Here is a 17,383-nt window from a genome sequence, read left to right as displayed (position 1 = left end):
ATGAGTGAAAAAATTGTTGTTAATCATTTAGTAAAAAAATTCGGTGACAACACTGTATTGAATGATATTAACGTAACCATAAAAGAAGGTGAAGTTGTCTGTATCATCGGCCCTTCAGGTTCAGGTAAATCAACCTTTTTGCGTTGTATGAATCGTCTGGAAGATCCGACAGAAGGACAAATTATCATTGACGGTCAGGATTTAACTGACAAAAATACCGATATTAACTTAGTGCGTCAGCATATAGGTATGGTATTTCAACACTTTAACTTGTTTCCTCATTTGACTGTATTGCAAAATATTACTTTGGCTCCGCTAGATTTGAAGGGTGAAGCAAAAGAAAAAGCGATTGAACGGGCGATTGAATTATTAGAACGTGTTGGACTTGCTGAGAAAAAAGATGTTTATCCGGACAGTCTTTCTGGCGGACAAAAGCAGAGGGTTGCAATTGCGCGAGCTTTAGCAATGAATCCGGATGTTATGCTATTTGATGAACCTACCTCTGCTCTCGACCCTGAAATGGTTGGAGATGTGTTGAAGGTTATGAAAGATTTAGCTCATCAGGGAATGACGATGGTCATCGTTACTCATGAAATGGGCTTTGCTAAGGAAGTAGCAGATCGAGTAATGTTTACTGATGGTGGAAAAATCTTAGAAGACGGCACACCAGAACAAATCTTTAATAACCCGCATAATCCGCGGACAAAAGACTTCTTAAATAAAGTATTGAATATCTGACAAAAAAGCGAAGTTGCCTGCAAATAAAGGCAACTTCGCTTTTTATTTAAATGCTTGGATTGCTTCAATTAGTTCAGATTTGGTTATTGTACTGCCACTCCGTACAATCCCATCATTGGCAGTAAAGGCCAACTCTGCGATTTGTCCAATTGCAGCATCATCTAATTGAATTCCTAACTCTTTAATCGTAATTGGCAAAGAAAGTTTTTGAAATAGTTGCTGATACGCATTCAATTCTTTTCTGGTTTCAACCTTTAAATGAATCAGTGTAGTTACCGCAATTATTTGTCCGTGACTGGCTTTTATCTTCTTTCCAAACTTGCTCATCAAGGCATTGTGCAAAGAATGAGCAATGCTTAGTCCCCCTGATTCAAAACCAATACCGCTTAATAATGTATTAGCTTCCACCACTGCCTCAAATTCCGGAGTCACTTTTTGCTCTTTATTTGTCTCAACAGCGTCCACTGCATTAGCTAATAAAACGTCTTTGCACTTTTCTGCTAGAACTTGTGCCGCTATAGTTGGTCGAACTCCTAATGTATTAAGTCCATGATTTTCCCAAACAGTTCGAGCCTCAACAAAAGTTGATAGCCCATCTGCGATTCCAGCAGTTAAAAGGTGAATTGAACTATTGACTAGAATTGCTGTATCAACGAAAACAAGATCCGGTCCTTTAGAAAAATAGTGATATTCTTGAAAATAACCTTTTTCATCATATGCTACTGAAATACGCGAAACTGGCGCATCGGTTGATGCAGATGTTGGTAGAACGATATACGCTTTCTTTTCTCGCAAAGCTATTGATTTTCCAAGGTCAATAGCTCGTCCTCCACCTATTGAAAGCACAAAGTCAGTTTTTTCAGGTAAATTAATTTGGTCTCCCGTGTCCACTAGCCAAACAGTCAGCTCGCAACCAGATTTTGTCATACGATAGATAATATCTTCTCCAATTAGTTGATAAACAAAAGTATCCGTTACAATTAAGCCTCGTTTGCCATATTGCAATAATTCTTCAAAACGAGACGTTAAGATATTCTCCCCTTGCAAATACATTCCGGGACTAACAAAAACTTTTTCCATTACTTATCCTCACTTTTTATTTTAATCATAGCTTAGTTTTTGAGGGAAGAAAAGAAAAAAAGTGCCGCCTAAGGGACACTTTTTATATTAACCTTCTATTTCTGTTACGATACCTGAACCAACAGTCCGTCCGCCTTCACGAATGGAGAAAGTTGTTCCTTTTTCTACCGCAATTGGATGAATCAAGTCAACATCGATAGTTACGTTGTCTCCAGGCATTACCATTTCAGTGTCAGCCGGCAAGACAATGTTTCCTGTTACATCTGTTGTACGGAAGTAGAATTGTGGACGATAGTTATTAAAGAATGGTGTGTGACGACCACCTTCTTCTTTCGACAACACATACACTTCAGCTTTGAACTTGGTATGTGGTGTAATTGAGCTTGGTTTAGCAATAACTTGACCACGCTCAATTTGGTCACGAGTAATCCCACGCAACAAAATCCCCACATTGTCTCCAGCTTCACCATAATCCAATGTTTTACGGAACATTTCTAATCCAGTAACTACTGCTTTTTGAGTTTCAGGTTTAATCCCAACGATTTCAATTTCATCACCCACATTTACTTTACCACGATCGATACGACCAGAAGCAACAGTACCACGACCAGTAATTGAGAACACATCCTCAACCGGCAACAACAAAGGTTTGTCATTATCACGTTCAGGTGTTGGAATATATTCATCAACTGTGTCCATCAAATCCATGATTACTTGTTCTTGTTCAGTATCGCCTTCTAAGGCTTTCAATGCAGAACCCTTCAAGACAGGAATATCATCACCTGGGAAACCGTATTCTGATAACAATTCACGAACTTCCATTTCAACTAAGTCAATTAGTTCTTCATCGTCAACTAAATCAACTTTATTTAAGAAGACAATCAGATATTTAACACCAACTTGACGTGATAACAAAATGTGTTCACGTGTTTGAGGCATAGGACCATCTGTTGCCGATACAACTAAGATTGCTCCGTCCATTTGTGCAGCACCGGTAATCATATTTTTTACATAGTCCGCGTGTCCTGGTGCGTCAATGTGAGCATAATGACGTTTTTCAGTTTCATATTCAACGTGCGCAGTATTGATAGTAATTCCACGTTCACGCTCTTCAGGTGCAGCATCGATACTTGCATAGTCCTGAGGGTTTGCAAGACCTTTTTTGCCTAGTACCGTTGTAATTGCTGCCGTTAATGTTGTTTTCCCATGATCGACGTGACCAATGGTACCAATATTAACGTGTGGTTTACTTCTATCATAATGTTCTTTTCCCATAATAATACAAACCTCCTAGATGAATTGAGCTCTTATGAACTCACGGCTCAATTATAAAGCTTTTCGTGAAAAAATGAAAAGATTTATACTTTTTTACTAACTGTAAGTAACCGTGAACATATAATACATCAAAATTGGTCAAACTCAAAATATTTTGTCTTAAAGTTTAAATAGACGAATATTCAAGAGTGAGAGATAATAGAATATAAAAAGAGGTGTGTTATGACAATTGATAGAATTCTACAATACTTACAAGATGAAGCTTCCGACAAATACAAACAAAATATAATAAAATTAGGAATCCCTGCTAGAGATGCTATTGGTGTTCCTACCTCAGAACTAAGAAAATTTGCTAGAAAACTACCGAAGGAAAAAGGCTTCCTTTTTGAACTGTGGAGAACTGGTTATCACGAATGTAAGATTCTAACCGTCTTATCGTTAAAACCACGGGAGTGTACAAAAAAAGATATTACTGCTTTAATAGACGATGTGTATTCTTGGGATCTTTGTGATCTTATCTGCAAAACAATCCTTATTAGGATAAACTTTGAAGAATACATTCGTGACTGGATTAATTCAGAGGAACTTTATAAGAAACGAGCAGCTTTTACTTTAATTGCCAGTACTTCCACCCATGCTAAGTTGTCCCTAGACGAAATTGACGACTATCTGAATCTAATTAAAGTTTATACAGACGATGAGCGCCTTTTAGTTAAAAAGGCTGCTTCCTGGGCCTTAAGGGAGTTAGGCAAAATCAGTTTGGAAAGTAGAGAACTCTGTATTCAATCGGCAATGGAATTGCAACAAGAAACTTCCAAATCAAAGCAGTGGATTGCTACTGATGCTTTGAAAGAGCTAACCACTTTAGTTCAGGTCGAAGGTCGGGCCCGCTTAATATCCAATAAATCAAAAATGGGAAAGCAAACTCTTTGATAATCGAAAATGCACTTAACAGGAGGAAACTAAATGAAATCTTTTGAAGAACAACTGGCGATGGTTCCATCAGAGATTAAAAATGCTTGGAGTTCAAACTTTGTATTTATCCTAGATATAGAGAAAGAAAAATTCTGGCATTTTCCTGCAAGACAATGGTCAGAAGAACAAATCAAAAAATATTTTTTTGATCGCTATCAGGCAGATAGTCATTTTATCACTTATCCTGCCTATCAAGTTAAGCATCTGATAATTGAGAAGCACCCTGAATTATTTGTCATTATTCCAGTATAAGTAGAAAGGATTTTTTTGATGCCTTTGTTAGAAATAAAAAATATTAGTTATCAACCCGATCAACAACTAATTATTAATCACATCAGTATGCTGGTTGAAGCCAACGACTTCTTAACTATATCAGGTCCTTCTGGTGGTGGAAAAAGTACACTTCTCCGCTTAATTGCCTCATTGGCTACACCAACCTCTGGTGAAATCATTTTTTCTGGAAGAAATCAATCTGATTATCCTTACACTGAATATCGAAGACACGTTTCTTATTGTTTTCAACAACCTACCCTTTTCGGTGACAGTGTCCGCGATAATCTAATTTTTCCATACCAAATACGAGGGAAAATAGTGAATGAAGAGTCTATGCTCGAACACCTCCAAATGGTAGATTTACCTAAATCTTATCTTGATAAACCGATTACCCAACTTTCTGGTGGTGAGCGGCAACGTGTTGCTTTAATTCGCAATATTTTGTTCTTACCACGAATTTTATTATTAGATGAGGTTACAGCAGGTCTGGATGAAAGAAATAAAACAATTATTCAGCAGCTGATTGCACAGATTCATCAAAATAAGGTAACTATTTTGCAAGTTACTCATGATGAGGCTGAAATACAGGCGGCTGATACAATTATGTGGATCAAAGGAGGACAATTAACAGATGAACCTGTCCGTCAATAATTTATCACTAGTTCTTTCTTTCGGGTTAGTGCTTATCGCTATAGCAATAAGCCAAAAAGAAAAATTAGATTTGTCAAAGGATATTTTCTATAGTATCTTTCGAGCGGTTATCCAATTAGTCATTGTGGGTTATGTATTGAAGTACATTTTCCAGGCAGATAATAATTTTTTAACGACTGCTATGAGTTTATTTATTGTATTTAACGCTGCTTGGAATGCCCACAAACGTAATCCTAGTCGGCATAAGAAATATATACATTCTTTGTTAGCCATTCTAATTAGCACTTATGTGACTTTGGGCGTATTGATTCTGTCGGGAGCTATACAATTTATCCCTTCACAAATTGTTCCTATTACTGGGATGATTGCCAGCAACTCGATGGTTGCGATCGGCTTGTGCTATCGCAACCTGAATACACAGTTTCATGATCAGCGGCAGCAAGTTTTGGAAAAACTAGCTTTAGGGGCCTCCGTAAAACTAGCCGCTCAGCCAATTCTACAACACAGCATCAAAACGGCAATGCAGCCTACCATCGATTCTGCTAAAACAGTAGGCTTAGTAAGTTTGCCGGGTATGATGTCCGGGTTGATTTTTGCAGGTTTAGATCCTGTCCATGCCATCAAATATCAGATCATGGTTACTTTCATGCTTCTGTCTGCTACTAGTTTAGGTTCAATTATTGGGGGCTATAGTGCTTATAAAAATTATTTTAACGAAATGCATCAATTAGTTGATTAGGTTTAGAAAAAAAGGTTTACGATCCTTTTACCGATCGTAAACCTTTTTTTAGACTAATAATCCATATAATGTTTGATTCTCACTTAAATCAATGTAGTTAGGATCAAATTGTTTAATATTTTTTAGCAGAGCAGGCAAATCCTCTTTACGTTTAAGTAAAATCCCTAAGATAACTGGTCCAGCACCTCGATTAATTTTCTTCGTATATTCAAATCTAGTAATATCGTCATCTGGTCCCAGAACCTCGGTAACAAATTCCTTCAATGCCCCTGGACGTTGTGGGAAGCTTACTACAAAATAATGTTTTAAGCCTTCATACATTAATGAACGTTCTTCAATTTCTGCCATACGATTAATATCATTATTCCCGCCGCTGATGATGCATATGACCGTTTTCCCTTTGATCTCATCCTTCAACGGCTCCAAAGCTGCTACACTCAAAGCACCTGCCGGTTCAGCAACAATCGCTTGTTTGCCATACATTTCTAGAATTGTTGAACATACTAAACCTTCATCTACTGTTACTAAATTGTCAACGTATTTGTTAGCATGGACATAGGTAATCTCTCCGACCCTTTTAACTGCAGCGCCATCAACAAATTTATCGATTTCGTCTAGTTCAATCGGTCCTTCATTATCAAAAGCCGCTTGCATTGAAGGAGCCCCTGCCGGTTCAACACCAATTACTTTAGTTGTCGGCGAAGTGTTTTTTACATAGGAAGAAACTCCACTAATCAATCCCCCGCCTCCAATAGCTGCTAAGATATAATCTGGCTTGAATCCCTCTCGTTCAGCATCAGTCATCATTTCCAAAGCCAAGGTTCCCTGACCAGCAATGATATTAGGATCATTAAAAGGATCAATAAATGTCATTCCATTTTCTTCGCAATACTTCTTTGCTGCTGTTGCAGATGCATCAAACGTATCCCCTACTAAAAAAATTTTGGCGTTATCTCCACCAAAAAATTGAACTTGAGACACTTTTTGCTGAGGAGTTGTGCTAGGCATAAAAATCGCTGCTTGAGTATTTAACTCATGACAGGTATATGCAACACCCTGCGCATGATTTCCCGCACTGGCACAAACAACCCCTTTTTGCAATTGAGCTGTTGATAACTTTTTAATTGCATAGTAAGCACCCCTTAGTTTAAACGAGCGCACCTTTTGCAGGTCTTCTCGTTTAAACAGAACATTGGCCTGATACTTTTCTGATAGATAACGATCATATTGGAGCGGGGTATGTGTGACTGCGTTTTTCAACAGCTGATAGGCAGTTCGCACATCACTATCTTTGACGATTTCCATCTTCCACACTCCTTGTCTAATTAGTCTTTACGAGAAACAAATGGCATCATTTTACGTAATTCAGCACCAACTTTTTCAATTTGGTGTCCAGCATTTTCTTCACGCATTTTCTTGAATTCAGGGAAGCCTTTTTTGTTGTCTTCAATAAATCCGTTCGCAAAGTTACCATTTTGGATATCTGTCAGAACTTCTTTCATATTTGCTTTTGCTTGTTCAGTGATTACACGAGGTCCTGATACATAGTCACCATACTCAGCAGTGTTAGAGATAGAATCACGCATTTTCGCGAATCCACCTTCATAAATCAAGTCAATGATTAATTTCATTTCATGACAAACCTCAAAGTAAGCCAATTCTGGTTGGTACCCTGCTTCAACTAACGTTTCAAAGCCCGCTTCGATCATGCTTGTTAAGCCGCCACATAATACTGCTTGTTCACCAAACAAATCAGTTTCAGTTTCTTCTTTAAAGGTCGTTTCCAAAACACCCACTCTTGTCGCACCAATACCTTTTGCGTAAGATAATGCAACTTCTTGAGCAGCTCCTGTTGCGTCTTGATAAACAGCGAATAAAGCTGGCACAGCAAATCCTTCAGTGAAGGTACGACGAACCAAGTGACCGGGTCCTTTTGGAGCTACCAAGAATACGTCAACATCCTTTGGTGGTTTGATAACATCAAAATGAATGTTAAATCCATGAGCAAACGCTAAAGCATTACCAGCTTCTAAGTTAGGTTTTATTTCATTTTCATATAAAGAACCTTGAATTTCATCCGGTGCCAAAATCATTACTACTTCAGCTTTTTTGGTTGCTTCACTCACTGGTAATACTTCAAAACCATCTTCCCGGGCTGCATCGGCTGATTTCCCTTCGCGAGCTCCAATAATTACTTCATGACCTGTATCACGTAAATTTTGAGCATGGGCATGGCCTTGAGAACCATAACCAATAATTGTAATTGTTTTTCCTTCTAATACGTCTTTTGCTACTGCATCATCATGATAAACTTTAACCATAAATTTATTCTCCTCCGTTTTTCAACTATCTATTAAAAGCAAAATTTGCGATTAACCTCTGGTAAATCCGGTAACTCCGGTACGAGCCATTTGTTTAATTCCATATGGCTTTAAAACATCAATACATGCATTCACTTTATCGGTCGATCCAGCAACCTGGACTACTATAGATTTTAGCGAAACATCGACAATATCAGCACGAAACGGATCAATCATTGCTTGAATTTCAGAACGAATCGGGGCTGGCGCATTAACTTTAACCAAAGCCAACTCTCGTTCTAAATGCGGTTCATCAGTAATATCTGAAACTTTGATTACCGCAATTTGTTTGTTAAGCTGTTTCGTTACTTGCTCTACTTCAGCAAGTGTATCCGCCTGAATAATCATAGTTAGACGCGAAATTCCCTCTACTTCGGTTGTACCAACTGAAATATTTTCAATATTTACTTGTCGACGATTTAAAATACTCGTAATTCGACTTAGTGTTCCTGATTGGTTGTGAACTTTTGCTGTAATCATTCTTCGCATTCTATTCCACCCCCAACATTTTATCGTTTGGTTGTCCGGCAGGAATCATAGGAAGGACATGCTCGCGATTATCAACCACTACTTCAATCAGCAGTGAACCTTTTGTAGCAAATGCATCTCGCAACTGCTTATCCAAAGTTAACGGATCAGTGATCTTAACCCCGTTAATTCCATATGCTTCCGCCATTTTCATGAAGTCAGGCTGTACATCCAGAACCGATTGAGATCGTCGTTCATTGAAGAATTTTTCTTGCCACTGGCGAACCATTCCTAACGAGTGATTGTTCATCAAAACAAATTTGATATCTAAGTCGTAAATATTTAAAATCGCTAATTCTTGATTCGTCATTTGGAATCCGCCATCTCCAACAAATACAACTACTGAACGATCCCTTTCACCAAACTTCGCACCAATTCCAGCCGGTATACCGTAACCCATAGTTCCTAATCCGCCACTAGTAATTAACTGGTTAGGAAAACTGAATGGATAAAATTGCGCAACCCACATTTGATGCTGTCCTACATCTGTAACTACATAAGCATCCCCTTCAGTAATATCAGCTACAATTTCAATTACTTTTTGTGGTTTGATGACCTCAGAGCTATCCTTATAGTGCAACGGATATTGTTCTTTCCGCTCATGGCAAAGTTCCAACCACTCACTGCAGTCAGGTTTATCTACCTTCTTTTCCAGCATTTGCTGCAACGCAATTTTTGCATCCGCTACAATTGGAATATCGGTAGGCATGATTTTTCCAATTTCTACTGGATCAATATCAATGTGTGCAATCACTGCCTCTTTTGCAAAAGCTTCGGGGTTACATGCCAACCGATCATCAAAACGACAACCAATGCTCAGTAGAAAGTCTGATTCCATCATGGCCATATTTGCAGCGTACGTACCATGCATACCACCCATTCCCAAAAATAGTTCATGGCTATTAGGAAACACACCCAGCCCTAACAAACTGGAAACTACTGGTACTTGGTAATAATCAATTAGCTTACGGAGTTCTTCACTGCCTTCCGCCGCGGCGACTCCTCCACCTATTAATACAATCGGCTTTTTAGCCTTTGAAAGCTGCTTCATCAATCGATCAATTTGAATTTTTGAAGGAACCGTATTGGGCTGGTAACTTTCTAAATGGACAACATTGTCACATTCTGCATAGGCCTCTAGAACCGTCATATCCTTCGGCAAATCAATAACAACTGGACCTTTTCTGCCAGTGGTAGCTATATGGAATGCCTCATGAACAATTTTGGGCAATTCTTCAATATCACGAACCTGGTAGTTGTTCTTAGTAATTGGTAAAGTAATTCCTAAAACATCCGCTTCCTGAAAAGCATCTTTTCCAATCCCAGGGGTTGTTACCTGTCCAGTAATAACTACGAGAGGAACTGAATCTCCCATGGCATCAGCAATTCCAGTTACTGCATTCGTAGCTCCTGGACCACTAGTTACAATTACGACACCTGGCTTTCCTGTCGCTTTGGCATATCCTTCAGCCGCATGGACCGCGCCTTGTTCATGACGAGTCAAGATATTGGGAATCGTTGTTTCATCATAAAGAGCATCGTATAGAGGCAATACGGATCCTCCAGGGTAGCCAAAAATAATTTCTACGCCTTGCTTATGCAAACAATCTAAGAGCAAGTGAGCCCCTGACATCTTTTGCCGTTGCTGTGTTTGAGTCTCTACTTTTTCCATAACGATTCCTCCTATTCTTCTGGTAATTTCATAACTCCACCGGTATGAGCCGAAGTAACAAGTGCTGAATAACGTGCCAACCATCCTTTTTTCACTTTTGATTTGAACTTAGGCAATTGATCCTTGCGTTTCATCATTTCCTCTTCAGAAATATCTGCATTTAATGTACGATTAGTGAGATCAATAGTAATCGTATCCCCATCTTGTACGAAGGCTAAAGGTCCACCTGCTGCTGCTTCTGGTGATACATGTCCTACCGCAATTCCTCGAGTAGCTCCTGAGAAACGCCCATCCGTGATTAAAGCAACATCTTTTCCTAAACCTCGTCCAACAATACTTGAGGTTGGTGCCAGCATTTCCGGCATTCCTGGGCCACCTTTTGGTCCTTCATAACGAATTACTACTACATGGCCTTTACCAACAGTGTGGTTATCAATTGCTTCAACTGCTTCATCATGAGAACTGAAACAAATTGCTTTTCCTTCAAAGACCTTGATGCTTGGATCAACACCACCGACTTTAATAACACTTCCTTCAGGAGCAATATTACCGTACAGAATGGACAAACCGCCTACTGGACTATAAGGATTTTCCTTAGGATGAATAACTTCTTCATTTTTGATCGTCCAATCTTTAACACTTTCTCTTAATGTTTCTCCTGTGACTGTTATACGATCTGGATGGATTGCTCCGTCAATTGAAACTAACTCGTTGATAATTGCTGGAACACCTCCTGCTTCATGTACATCATGCATAGAATATGCTGAAGATGGTGCAATTTTAGATAAATAAGGAACTCTTTTAGCTATCTCGTTAATATCTTCTTGGTTATAGTCAATCTCAGCTTCGTTAGCAATTGCCAATGTATGCAATACTGTATTGGTTGAACCTCCCATTGCCATGTCTAATGCAAAAGCATCATCAATTGCTTCTTTCGTCACAATATCTCGTGGTTTAATTTGCTTTTTAACCAATTCCATCAATTGAACTGCTGATTTTTTCACTAATTCCCGTCTTTCATCAGATACTGCTAAGATAGTTCCGTTACCAGGAAGGGCCAAGCCTAACATCTCAAGCAGGCAATTCATCGAGTTAGCAGTAAACATTCCGGCACATGAACCGCAAGTAGGACAAGCATTTTGTTCCATGAAAGTAAAATCTGCTTCTGACATTTGACCTTCCTTAAAGGCACCTACGGCTTCAAACATGGAAGACAATGTCGTTTGGTGACCAGTTGGATCGATTCCTGCTTTCATAGGACCTCCGGAACAGAAAATTGCAGGAACGTTGGTACGCATAGCAGCCATTATCATTCCTGGTGTAATCTTGTCACAGTTAGGAATGTAGAAGACACCGTCAAACCAATGAGCATTGATTACTGTTTCAGCAGAATCGGCAATCAGCTCCCGACTTGGTAAAGAATAGCGCATACCAATGTGTCCCATCGCTATACCATCATCTACACCAATTGTATTAAACTCAAACGGAATGCCACCCGCTTCACGAATCGCTTCTTTAGCGACATCAGCCAGTTCTCTCAGGTGCACATGACCGGGCACAATATCAATATAGGAATTACATATTGCTATAAATGGTTTATTCATATCTTCAATATTCTTGACTTGTCCAGTAGCATAAAGTAAACTACGGGCCGGTGCTGCATCAATTCCTTTTTTTATTTGATCACTTCTCATATGTTTCATCTCCCATTCAATTTAAAAAAGCATCCCAACAATAAAGTGGGATGCTTTTGCAAGAATCCCATTCCTTAACGCAAATAGGACTCAAACATTCGGATAAACATTCCTCCGGCGTTCTAAGTCCTGTACTCAATAATTAATAAGACGATTTGATTCATTTGAGTGTATTTGCGCATAAAAAACGGCTCCTTATCATTAAGTTTATCTAATGATTTTCTCATTAATTTCATTAACTATACCGCTAACAAAATTAAAAGTCAATGAGTTTTCAGAATATTTTTTACACTTGCGTAAAACGGGATGATTTTTTTCATTTCGTAAACGAAAAGAAGCTTTTTGACAAATCTTTCTTTGAGATTTTGGCATAAGAAAAAGCCCAACAACTGTCGAGCTTTTGTCTTACGATTGAGCGAATTGGCTATTGTAAAGATTCGCATAAAAATCATCTTTTTCCATCAAGCTATCATGACTACCTTGCTCAATAATTGATCCATTCTTCATGACTAGAATCAAATCAGCATTTTTAATCGTTGATAAACGATGAGCAATTACAAAGCTTGTCCGCTCACTAGTCAACCGACCCATTGCTTGTTGAATCATTTCTTCTGTTCTGGTGTCCACACTTGAAGTTGCTTCATCGAGAATTAAGATTTGCGGATCAGCTAAGATAGCACGAGCAATCGTCAGCAACTGTTGTTGTCCTTGAGAGATTTGCCCATCCTCAGAAGAAATAATTGTGTCGTAACCATTTGGCAATGTACGAATAAAATGGTGACATTGTGCGGCTCTCGCTGCCTGAATTACCTCTTGACGAGTAGCTTCTGGATTACCATAAGCAATATTTTCTGCTACTGTTCCTTCAAACATCCAAGTATCCTGCAGCACCATACCAAACTTGCGACGAATAGCTGCACGTGAAAAGTGATTAACATTCTTGCCATCAATTTCAATCTTCCCACGATTTAAATCGTAAAAACGCATTAATAAATTGATCATCGTAGTTTTTCCAGCCCCGGTTGGTCCAACGATTGCTACCATTTGCTTAGGTTTAACTCTAAAATTAACATCTTCCATCAACAAATGCTCTGGCTGATAGCCAAAAGCTACGTGCTTAAATGTAACCTCCCCAATAACTTTTTCTGGTACAGATAAAGACAATGGTTCTTCGCTTTCTTCTTTCTGATCCAAAATCTCGAAAATTCGTTCTAGCGCTGCAAAAGCACTTTGCAAACTATTGATCACATATGAGACTTGCGTAATAGGCTCAGAGACTTGATTAACATATTGTAAATACGCTTGAACTAAACCAATTGACATCTGACCATTAATCACCATAATCCCACCGACAACAGCGCTCGTAACAAAGCCTAGTTGATTGACTAATCGGATCAACGGATTAATAGCGAAGCTGACAAACTGAGCCTTTTTAAAGGCTTGGAATTGCGCTTCGTTTAATTCGTCTAATTCTTTCATCGTTTTTTTTTGACGATTATAGGCCTTAATTACTAAATTACCTGAATAATCTTCTTCAGCCTTAGTTCCTACAGCTCCTAAAGCAACTTGGTTTTGCGAAAAGTATTCTTGATTCTTATTAGCCAAATAATTAGTCAGAAATAAACTAATTAGGAGAATCACGACAATATCAATAGTCAGCAACGGACTCAAATAAATCATCAAACATAAACCAATTAAGATCGAAAGAACTGCCGAAATCAGTTGCATTAAACCAACTTGTAAGACTTCAGAAACTTTGTCTAAATCTAAAGTAGCTCTAGTTAAGATATCACCAGTCTTGTATTGGTCAAAAAAGTTCATTGGTAATCGGTTCAATTTTTCAGTTAGTGTTCTTCTTAACCTTAGAGTCAATGTCTCAGCAACACTAGCCATTGTATATTCCTGCAATAATGAAAACAGTGCTACACCTATCCAAGTCAGGAAAAGGAAAAGAACCGGTTGTCTTAAAGCCGCCACTAAACTATTTAATGAAAATTGATTATTTTGGAATAGCGCAATAATTGCGTCTAAACCCCAGCCCAAGATTAAAGGAGTGACTCCCATTAAAGCAGCAAAACAAATTGCAGAAGTAATGATAATCAAGAAACGTCCTTTTTGAATCGCTAGTAGTTTAAACAAACGAAGGCCAGTTTTTTTCATATCTTTTGGCACTTCTGTATCTACAGTTTCATCAACTTGCTTCATGCTCATACTTTTCCTCCCCCATTCCTTGAGATTTGGCAAACTCTTGGTAAACGCGGCAGGTTGTCAGCAACTCTTCGTGAGTGCCCTTGCCTACAATTTTTCCTTCTTCTAAAACAATAATTTGATCGGCGTCTTTAATAGTAGAAAGACGTTGTGCAACAATTACTACAGCAGCATCTTTTAAAAAAGTCTTCAATGCATGTCGTAATTTTGCATCTGTTTGATAATCCAATGCTGAAAAACTGTCATCAAAGAAATACAGATCCGCAGGCTTAATCAATGCTCTGGCAATACTTAGGCGCTGCTTTTGCCCACCTGAGAAATTATTACCTTTTTGCGCAACAGTTGCCTGATACTGTCCATCTAGTCCCTCAATAAACTCTTCGGCCTGAGCAATTCTGGCAACCTGTTGGATCTCTTCGGTAGTTGCTTCTGGATTCCCGAACAAAAAATTATCTTCAACAGTTCCACTAAATAAGAAAGCCTTTTGTGGAACATAACTAATGCGATCTCTTAAAGCATTCTGCGAAACATTTTTAATCGAATCCCCTAAAAAATGAATTTCACCTTTCGAAGTGTCTTTAAAACGCAATAACGCCTTGGCGATTGTACTTTTCCCTGAGCCAGTTCCTCCGACGATTGCAGTAGTTCCTACCGGTATATCAAAGGTAATATCAGATAAAACAGCTTCCTCTGCTCCGCTATAAGCAAAATCCACCTGATTAAATACAGCAACAGGCCCTTTTTCTCGGGATTGAAAGTCATCTTTATATCCATCACTGATTTCTTCTTCTTTTTCCACTACCTCTCCGATACGTTCTAAGGATGCTAAAGCTTTAGGAATCATCACGATGACCATTGCTGCCATGGTTAAGAACCATAAACTCAAAATCGTATACTCGCTAATTGCTGTTAAACTCCCGATTGGAACGTTGCCCTGTAGAACTAAAACTCCACCGAAAGCCAAAACAGACGTCATTCCAAGCCCCATCACCAAATTGACAGTTGGATTTAATATAGCAAACAACTTATTTACACGAATCATTACGTCAGCATAAGTACCAAATGTTTGATCTGTGCGTTCCTTCTCAAATTTGGTTTTATCAAAGGCCCTAATAACACGGACACCTGTATAAAATTCTCGTAGTACTTGCATCATCTTATCCATTCTTTGCTGCATAACATCAGCTAAAGGGATCGCTTTTTTAATAACAGCTAAAGAAATAATTGAAAATAGAATGATTGATAGTGTAGGTATCCAAACAAAGCGCCAAGAAATTGCTCCTGTCAGCATAATGGATGCAATACATATCAATGGAGCAGGGATAATCATTTGGAACACCATCATCAAAATCTGTTGGATATTAGTGATATCACTAGTCGTCCTAGCTAATAATGTTGGAGTACCAAATTCTTCCATTTCTGCCAGTGACAAATACTGCGTCTTCTCAACTAAGCGTTTACGCAAAAAATAGCCGAAGCGTCCGGCTAAAATGGCTGAATAATAACTAGCAATAATAGAAACAATTCCAGTAAGTACAGCTACTCCCAACATTAAGCCTCCATTACGCCAAATAGCTCCTTGATCCTTAGTTAGTATACCTTTATCAATAATTTCAGCAACATAGTAGGGAATCATTAATGTTCCCACAGCTTGTAAGATCATTAAGATGAAGGTTACCAAAAACATCTTTCGATAATCCTTGAAAAAAATTTTAAATAATTTCATCTTCTATTCCTCCTTCTCAAATGATAGAATAAACTGTAACGTAACGTTACAGTCAAGAAAAAAGAGGAGTTTCTCATGAAAAAATATCTCTCGGTCAGTGAAATGGCAAAATATGCAGGCATTAGTCGACGAACGCTAATTTATTACGATCAGATCGATCTATTTAAACCCATAAAAGTTGGAGTTAACGGGTATCGTTATTACGGTATTGATCAATATTTCGAATTAGATGTCATCTTACTTCTTAAAAATATAGGAATGCCTTTAGAAGAAATTCATACTTTCTTGAATAATCGTAATGTTGATTACGCTGTTCAAGAATTCTATCGTCAACGATCGAAGGTGGATAAACAGATTGTCATTCTCAAAGATATCCGTACTTCTTTAGACAGCTATATTAAACGTTATGAAACTTTAAAAAATTTTGATCTAGAATCTATTACCTACAGTTATCGTGAGGCCGAGTCTTTTGTTATTTCGGATGTCATAGACAGTATTGATGGTATAGACTCTGTTGAAATTTATGGCCGTTTTTATTCTTCTGTTGACAGTAAAGACTTATTCAGTGGATATCCAATTGGCTTTTTGGTGGATGGTGCAGCCTTTTATGAAGAAAATTTCCATGTAGCTCCATACCGCGCTTTAGTAAAAATCTCTGATGAACGTTTACCGCTTTATAAGTCTCAGAAGATCGTAACACGTCCGGCTGGTTATTATGTATCTGGATTTATGAAAGATGAAATTCATCATATTAATATTTTCAACAACCATTTTAGAAATTACTTAAAGAAAAATAACTTAGTGCTTGATGGTGATATTTGGGAACTGCTTTGGCAAGATGAAGCTACCTCGGAACACCCCGAAGATCAAATTTTTGAAGTACTAATTCCCGTTAAGGAAATGGCATGAGCTCCCGAAAAAACATACTGTGACATGCGACTTTAGAAGAAACAGTTACTTTGGCAGAAATTTGTACATTTAAATATTTTTTGAAAAAAAATAGAGGATAGTTAGCTGTGCTTATAAATCCAAATTAACTGAACCATAGCATAGTTTAATACTTCTAATTATGAGAAAACATTTAGATGATGATAGTTCAAAGATTTTAGCTTTGTTTGTAAAAGAGTACCATCTACTACGATCAAATGAAGCATAAACTGATCTTGGTTTTGATGGCATAACTAGAGGATTTTTCACATAGAAACTTGGAACATATCTAAATATCTAACATTAATTTTCCATAAAGTATCACAAAAAAATAGGCTGAAAAATAAAAAGACCTATCAGCAATCAAACTGCTGATAAGTCTTAATACCGGCGGCCGGGGTCGAACCGGCACGCCCGTGAGGGCACTGGATTTTGAGTCCAGCGCGTCTGCCAATTCCGCCACGCCGGCATGTTAATAAATGAGTGCTAAGTACTAGTTATTATACTATTTTATGCTCTTAATCTCAAGAAAATAGT

At 38.2% G+C, this 17,383-nt stretch carries 15 protein-coding genes and 1 tRNA gene; 6 read left to right on the top strand and 10 right to left on the bottom strand.

From position 1 onward, the window contains the following. Positions 1 to 738: an amino acid ABC transporter ATP-binding protein gene (locus tag IGI46_RS11925; RefSeq protein WP_429963332.1), complete on the top strand. Its 738-nt coding sequence runs from the start codon at positions 1 to 3 to the stop codon at positions 736 to 738. 42 nt (positions 739 to 780) lie between these two features. Here the strand turns inward: IGI46_RS11925 and IGI46_RS11920 are convergent, their stop codons facing one another. Together IGI46_RS11920 and tuf are read right to left on the bottom strand one after the other, a co-directional pair. Beyond that, positions 781 to 1,818 carry an iron-containing alcohol dehydrogenase gene (locus IGI46_RS11920; RefSeq protein ID WP_429973506.1) on the bottom strand — a complete coding sequence of 346 codons (1,038 nt, stop codon included), beginning with the start codon at positions 1,816 to 1,818 and terminating at the stop codon, positions 781 to 783. A gap of 87 nt (positions 1,819 to 1,905) precedes the next feature. Next, positions 1,906 to 3,093, bottom strand: a complete 1,188-nt coding sequence (gene tuf / locus IGI46_RS11915) for an elongation factor Tu (RefSeq protein ID WP_207701639.1) — start codon at positions 3,091 to 3,093, stop codon at positions 1,906 to 1,908. Between the two features lie 222 nt (positions 3,094 to 3,315). Between tuf and IGI46_RS11910 the strand changes: the two genes are divergently transcribed. From IGI46_RS11910 to IGI46_RS11895, 4 genes are read left to right on the top strand one after another with little or no spacing between them, the layout of a single operon-like run. Next, positions 3,316 to 4,026: a DNA alkylation repair protein gene (locus IGI46_RS11910; protein WP_429963330.1), complete on the top strand. Its 711-nt coding sequence runs from the start codon at positions 3,316 to 3,318 to the stop codon at positions 4,024 to 4,026. Positions 4,027 to 4,059: 33 nt separating this feature from the next. Next, on the top strand, positions 4,060 to 4,320 hold the full coding sequence (locus tag IGI46_RS11905) for a hypothetical protein (RefSeq protein ID WP_207701641.1): 261 nt from the start codon (positions 4,060 to 4,062) through the stop codon (positions 4,318 to 4,320). An 18-nt stretch (positions 4,321 to 4,338) separates the two neighbouring features. Further along, positions 4,339 to 4,992 (top strand): ABC transporter ATP-binding protein, encoded by a 654-nt coding sequence (locus tag IGI46_RS11900; RefSeq protein WP_429973971.1) that lies wholly within the window; start codon positions 4,339 to 4,341, stop codon positions 4,990 to 4,992. Further along, complete coding sequence (locus IGI46_RS11895) at positions 4,973 to 5,731, top strand: ABC transporter permease (RefSeq protein ID WP_429963328.1); 759 nt, start codon at positions 4,973 to 4,975, stop codon at positions 5,729 to 5,731. The genes IGI46_RS11900 and IGI46_RS11895 overlap by 20 nt, the downstream gene beginning before the upstream one ends. Before the next feature lie 48 nt (positions 5,732 to 5,779). On the opposite strand, the gene ilvA is transcribed toward IGI46_RS11895, so the two are convergent. From ilvA to IGI46_RS11860, 7 genes are all read right to left on the bottom strand, one after another. Then, entirely contained in the window at positions 5,780 to 7,036 is a 1,257-nt protein-coding gene (gene ilvA / locus IGI46_RS11890; RefSeq protein ID WP_207701644.1) for a threonine ammonia-lyase IlvA, read from the bottom strand. 20 nt (positions 7,037 to 7,056) lie between these two features. Continuing rightward, positions 7,057 to 8,052 carry a ketol-acid reductoisomerase gene (gene ilvC, locus IGI46_RS11885; protein ID WP_429973505.1) on the bottom strand — a complete coding sequence of 332 codons (996 nt, stop codon included), beginning with the start codon at positions 8,050 to 8,052 and terminating at the stop codon, positions 7,057 to 7,059. Positions 8,053 to 8,103: 51 nt separating this feature from the next. After that, positions 8,104 to 8,580 (bottom strand): acetolactate synthase small subunit, encoded by a 477-nt coding sequence (gene ilvN, locus IGI46_RS11880; RefSeq protein ID WP_034694235.1) that lies wholly within the window; start codon positions 8,578 to 8,580, stop codon positions 8,104 to 8,106. A gap of 1 nt (position 8,581) precedes the next feature. Beyond that, entirely contained in the window at positions 8,582 to 10,291 is a 1,710-nt protein-coding gene (ilvB, locus tag IGI46_RS11875; protein ID WP_429963327.1) for a biosynthetic-type acetolactate synthase large subunit, read from the bottom strand. An 11-nt stretch (positions 10,292 to 10,302) separates the two neighbouring features. Continuing rightward, positions 10,303 to 11,985 (bottom strand): dihydroxy-acid dehydratase, encoded by a 1,683-nt coding sequence (gene ilvD / locus IGI46_RS11870; RefSeq protein WP_207701647.1) that lies wholly within the window; start codon positions 11,983 to 11,985, stop codon positions 10,303 to 10,305. Positions 11,986 to 12,390: 405 nt separating this feature from the next. Beyond that, positions 12,391 to 14,196 carry an ABC transporter ATP-binding protein gene (locus IGI46_RS11865; RefSeq protein ID WP_429973504.1) on the bottom strand — a complete coding sequence of 602 codons (1,806 nt, stop codon included), beginning with the start codon at positions 14,194 to 14,196 and terminating at the stop codon, positions 12,391 to 12,393. Further along, positions 14,177 to 15,919, bottom strand: coding sequence for an ABC transporter ATP-binding protein (locus tag IGI46_RS11860; RefSeq protein ID WP_429973503.1), 1,743 nt, complete (start codon positions 15,917 to 15,919; stop codon positions 14,177 to 14,179). The genes IGI46_RS11865 and IGI46_RS11860 overlap by 20 nt, the downstream gene beginning before the upstream one ends. A 75-nt stretch (positions 15,920 to 15,994) precedes the next feature. Between IGI46_RS11860 and IGI46_RS11855 the strand changes: the two genes are divergently transcribed. Beyond that, entirely contained in the window at positions 15,995 to 16,828 is an 834-nt protein-coding gene (locus IGI46_RS11855) for a MerR family transcriptional regulator (RefSeq protein ID WP_429963324.1), read from the top strand. A gap of 403 nt (positions 16,829 to 17,231) precedes the next feature. Here the strand turns inward: IGI46_RS11855 and IGI46_RS11850 are convergent. Continuing rightward, positions 17,232 to 17,315, bottom strand: a tRNA-Leu gene (locus IGI46_RS11850). Between the last annotated feature and the right edge of the window lie 68 nt (positions 17,316 to 17,383).

It is taken from the genome of Enterococcus sp. AZ163 (assembly GCF_050498925.1).
In the GTDB taxonomy this organism is placed as follows: domain Bacteria; phylum Bacillota; class Bacilli; order Lactobacillales; family Enterococcaceae; genus Enterococcus_A; species Enterococcus_A ferrettii.
The sequence above is the reverse complement of the archived record's forward strand: the minus strand, read 5'-3'. Positions and strand labels throughout refer to the sequence as shown.

Excerpts from the sequence above, each read along its gene's own strand:
- IGI46_RS11925 (WP_429963332.1), top strand. The coding sequence starts at position 1 with ATGAGTGAAAAAATTGTTGTTAATCATTTAGTAAAAAAATTCGGTGAC.
- IGI46_RS11920 (WP_429973506.1), bottom strand. The coding sequence starts at position 1,818 with ATGGAAAAAGTTTTTGTTAGTCCCGGAATGTATTTGCAAGGGGAGAAT.
- tuf (WP_207701639.1), bottom strand. The coding sequence starts at position 3,093 with ATGGGAAAAGAACATTATGATAGAAGTAAACCACACGTTAATATTGGT.
- IGI46_RS11910 (WP_429963330.1), top strand. The coding sequence starts at position 3,316 with ATGACAATTGATAGAATTCTACAATACTTACAAGATGAAGCTTCCGAC.
- IGI46_RS11905 (WP_207701641.1), top strand. The coding sequence starts at position 4,060 with ATGAAATCTTTTGAAGAACAACTGGCGATGGTTCCATCAGAGATTAAA.
- IGI46_RS11900 (WP_429973971.1), top strand. The coding sequence starts at position 4,339 with ATGCCTTTGTTAGAAATAAAAAATATTAGTTATCAACCCGATCAACAA.
- IGI46_RS11895 (WP_429963328.1), top strand. The coding sequence starts at position 4,973 with ATGAACCTGTCCGTCAATAATTTATCACTAGTTCTTTCTTTCGGGTTA.
- ilvA (WP_207701644.1), bottom strand. The coding sequence starts at position 7,036 with ATGGAAATCGTCAAAGATAGTGATGTGCGAACTGCCTATCAGCTGTTG.
- ilvC (WP_429973505.1), bottom strand. The coding sequence starts at position 8,052 with ATGGTTAAAGTTTATCATGATGATGCAGTAGCAAAAGACGTATTAGAA.
- ilvN (WP_034694235.1), bottom strand. The coding sequence starts at position 8,580 with ATGCGAAGAATGATTACAGCAAAAGTTCACAACCAATCAGGAACACTA.
- ilvB (WP_429963327.1), bottom strand. The coding sequence starts at position 10,291 with ATGGAAAAAGTAGAGACTCAAACACAGCAACGGCAAAAGATGTCAGGG.
- ilvD (WP_207701647.1), bottom strand. The coding sequence starts at position 11,985 with ATGAGAAGTGATCAAATAAAAAAAGGAATTGATGCAGCACCGGCCCGT.
- IGI46_RS11865 (WP_429973504.1), bottom strand. The coding sequence starts at position 14,196 with ATGAGCATGAAGCAAGTTGATGAAACTGTAGATACAGAAGTGCCAAAA.
- IGI46_RS11860 (WP_429973503.1), bottom strand. The coding sequence starts at position 15,919 with ATGAAATTATTTAAAATTTTTTTCAAGGATTATCGAAAGATGTTTTTG.
- IGI46_RS11855 (WP_429963324.1), top strand. The coding sequence starts at position 15,995 with ATGAAAAAATATCTCTCGGTCAGTGAAATGGCAAAATATGCAGGCATT.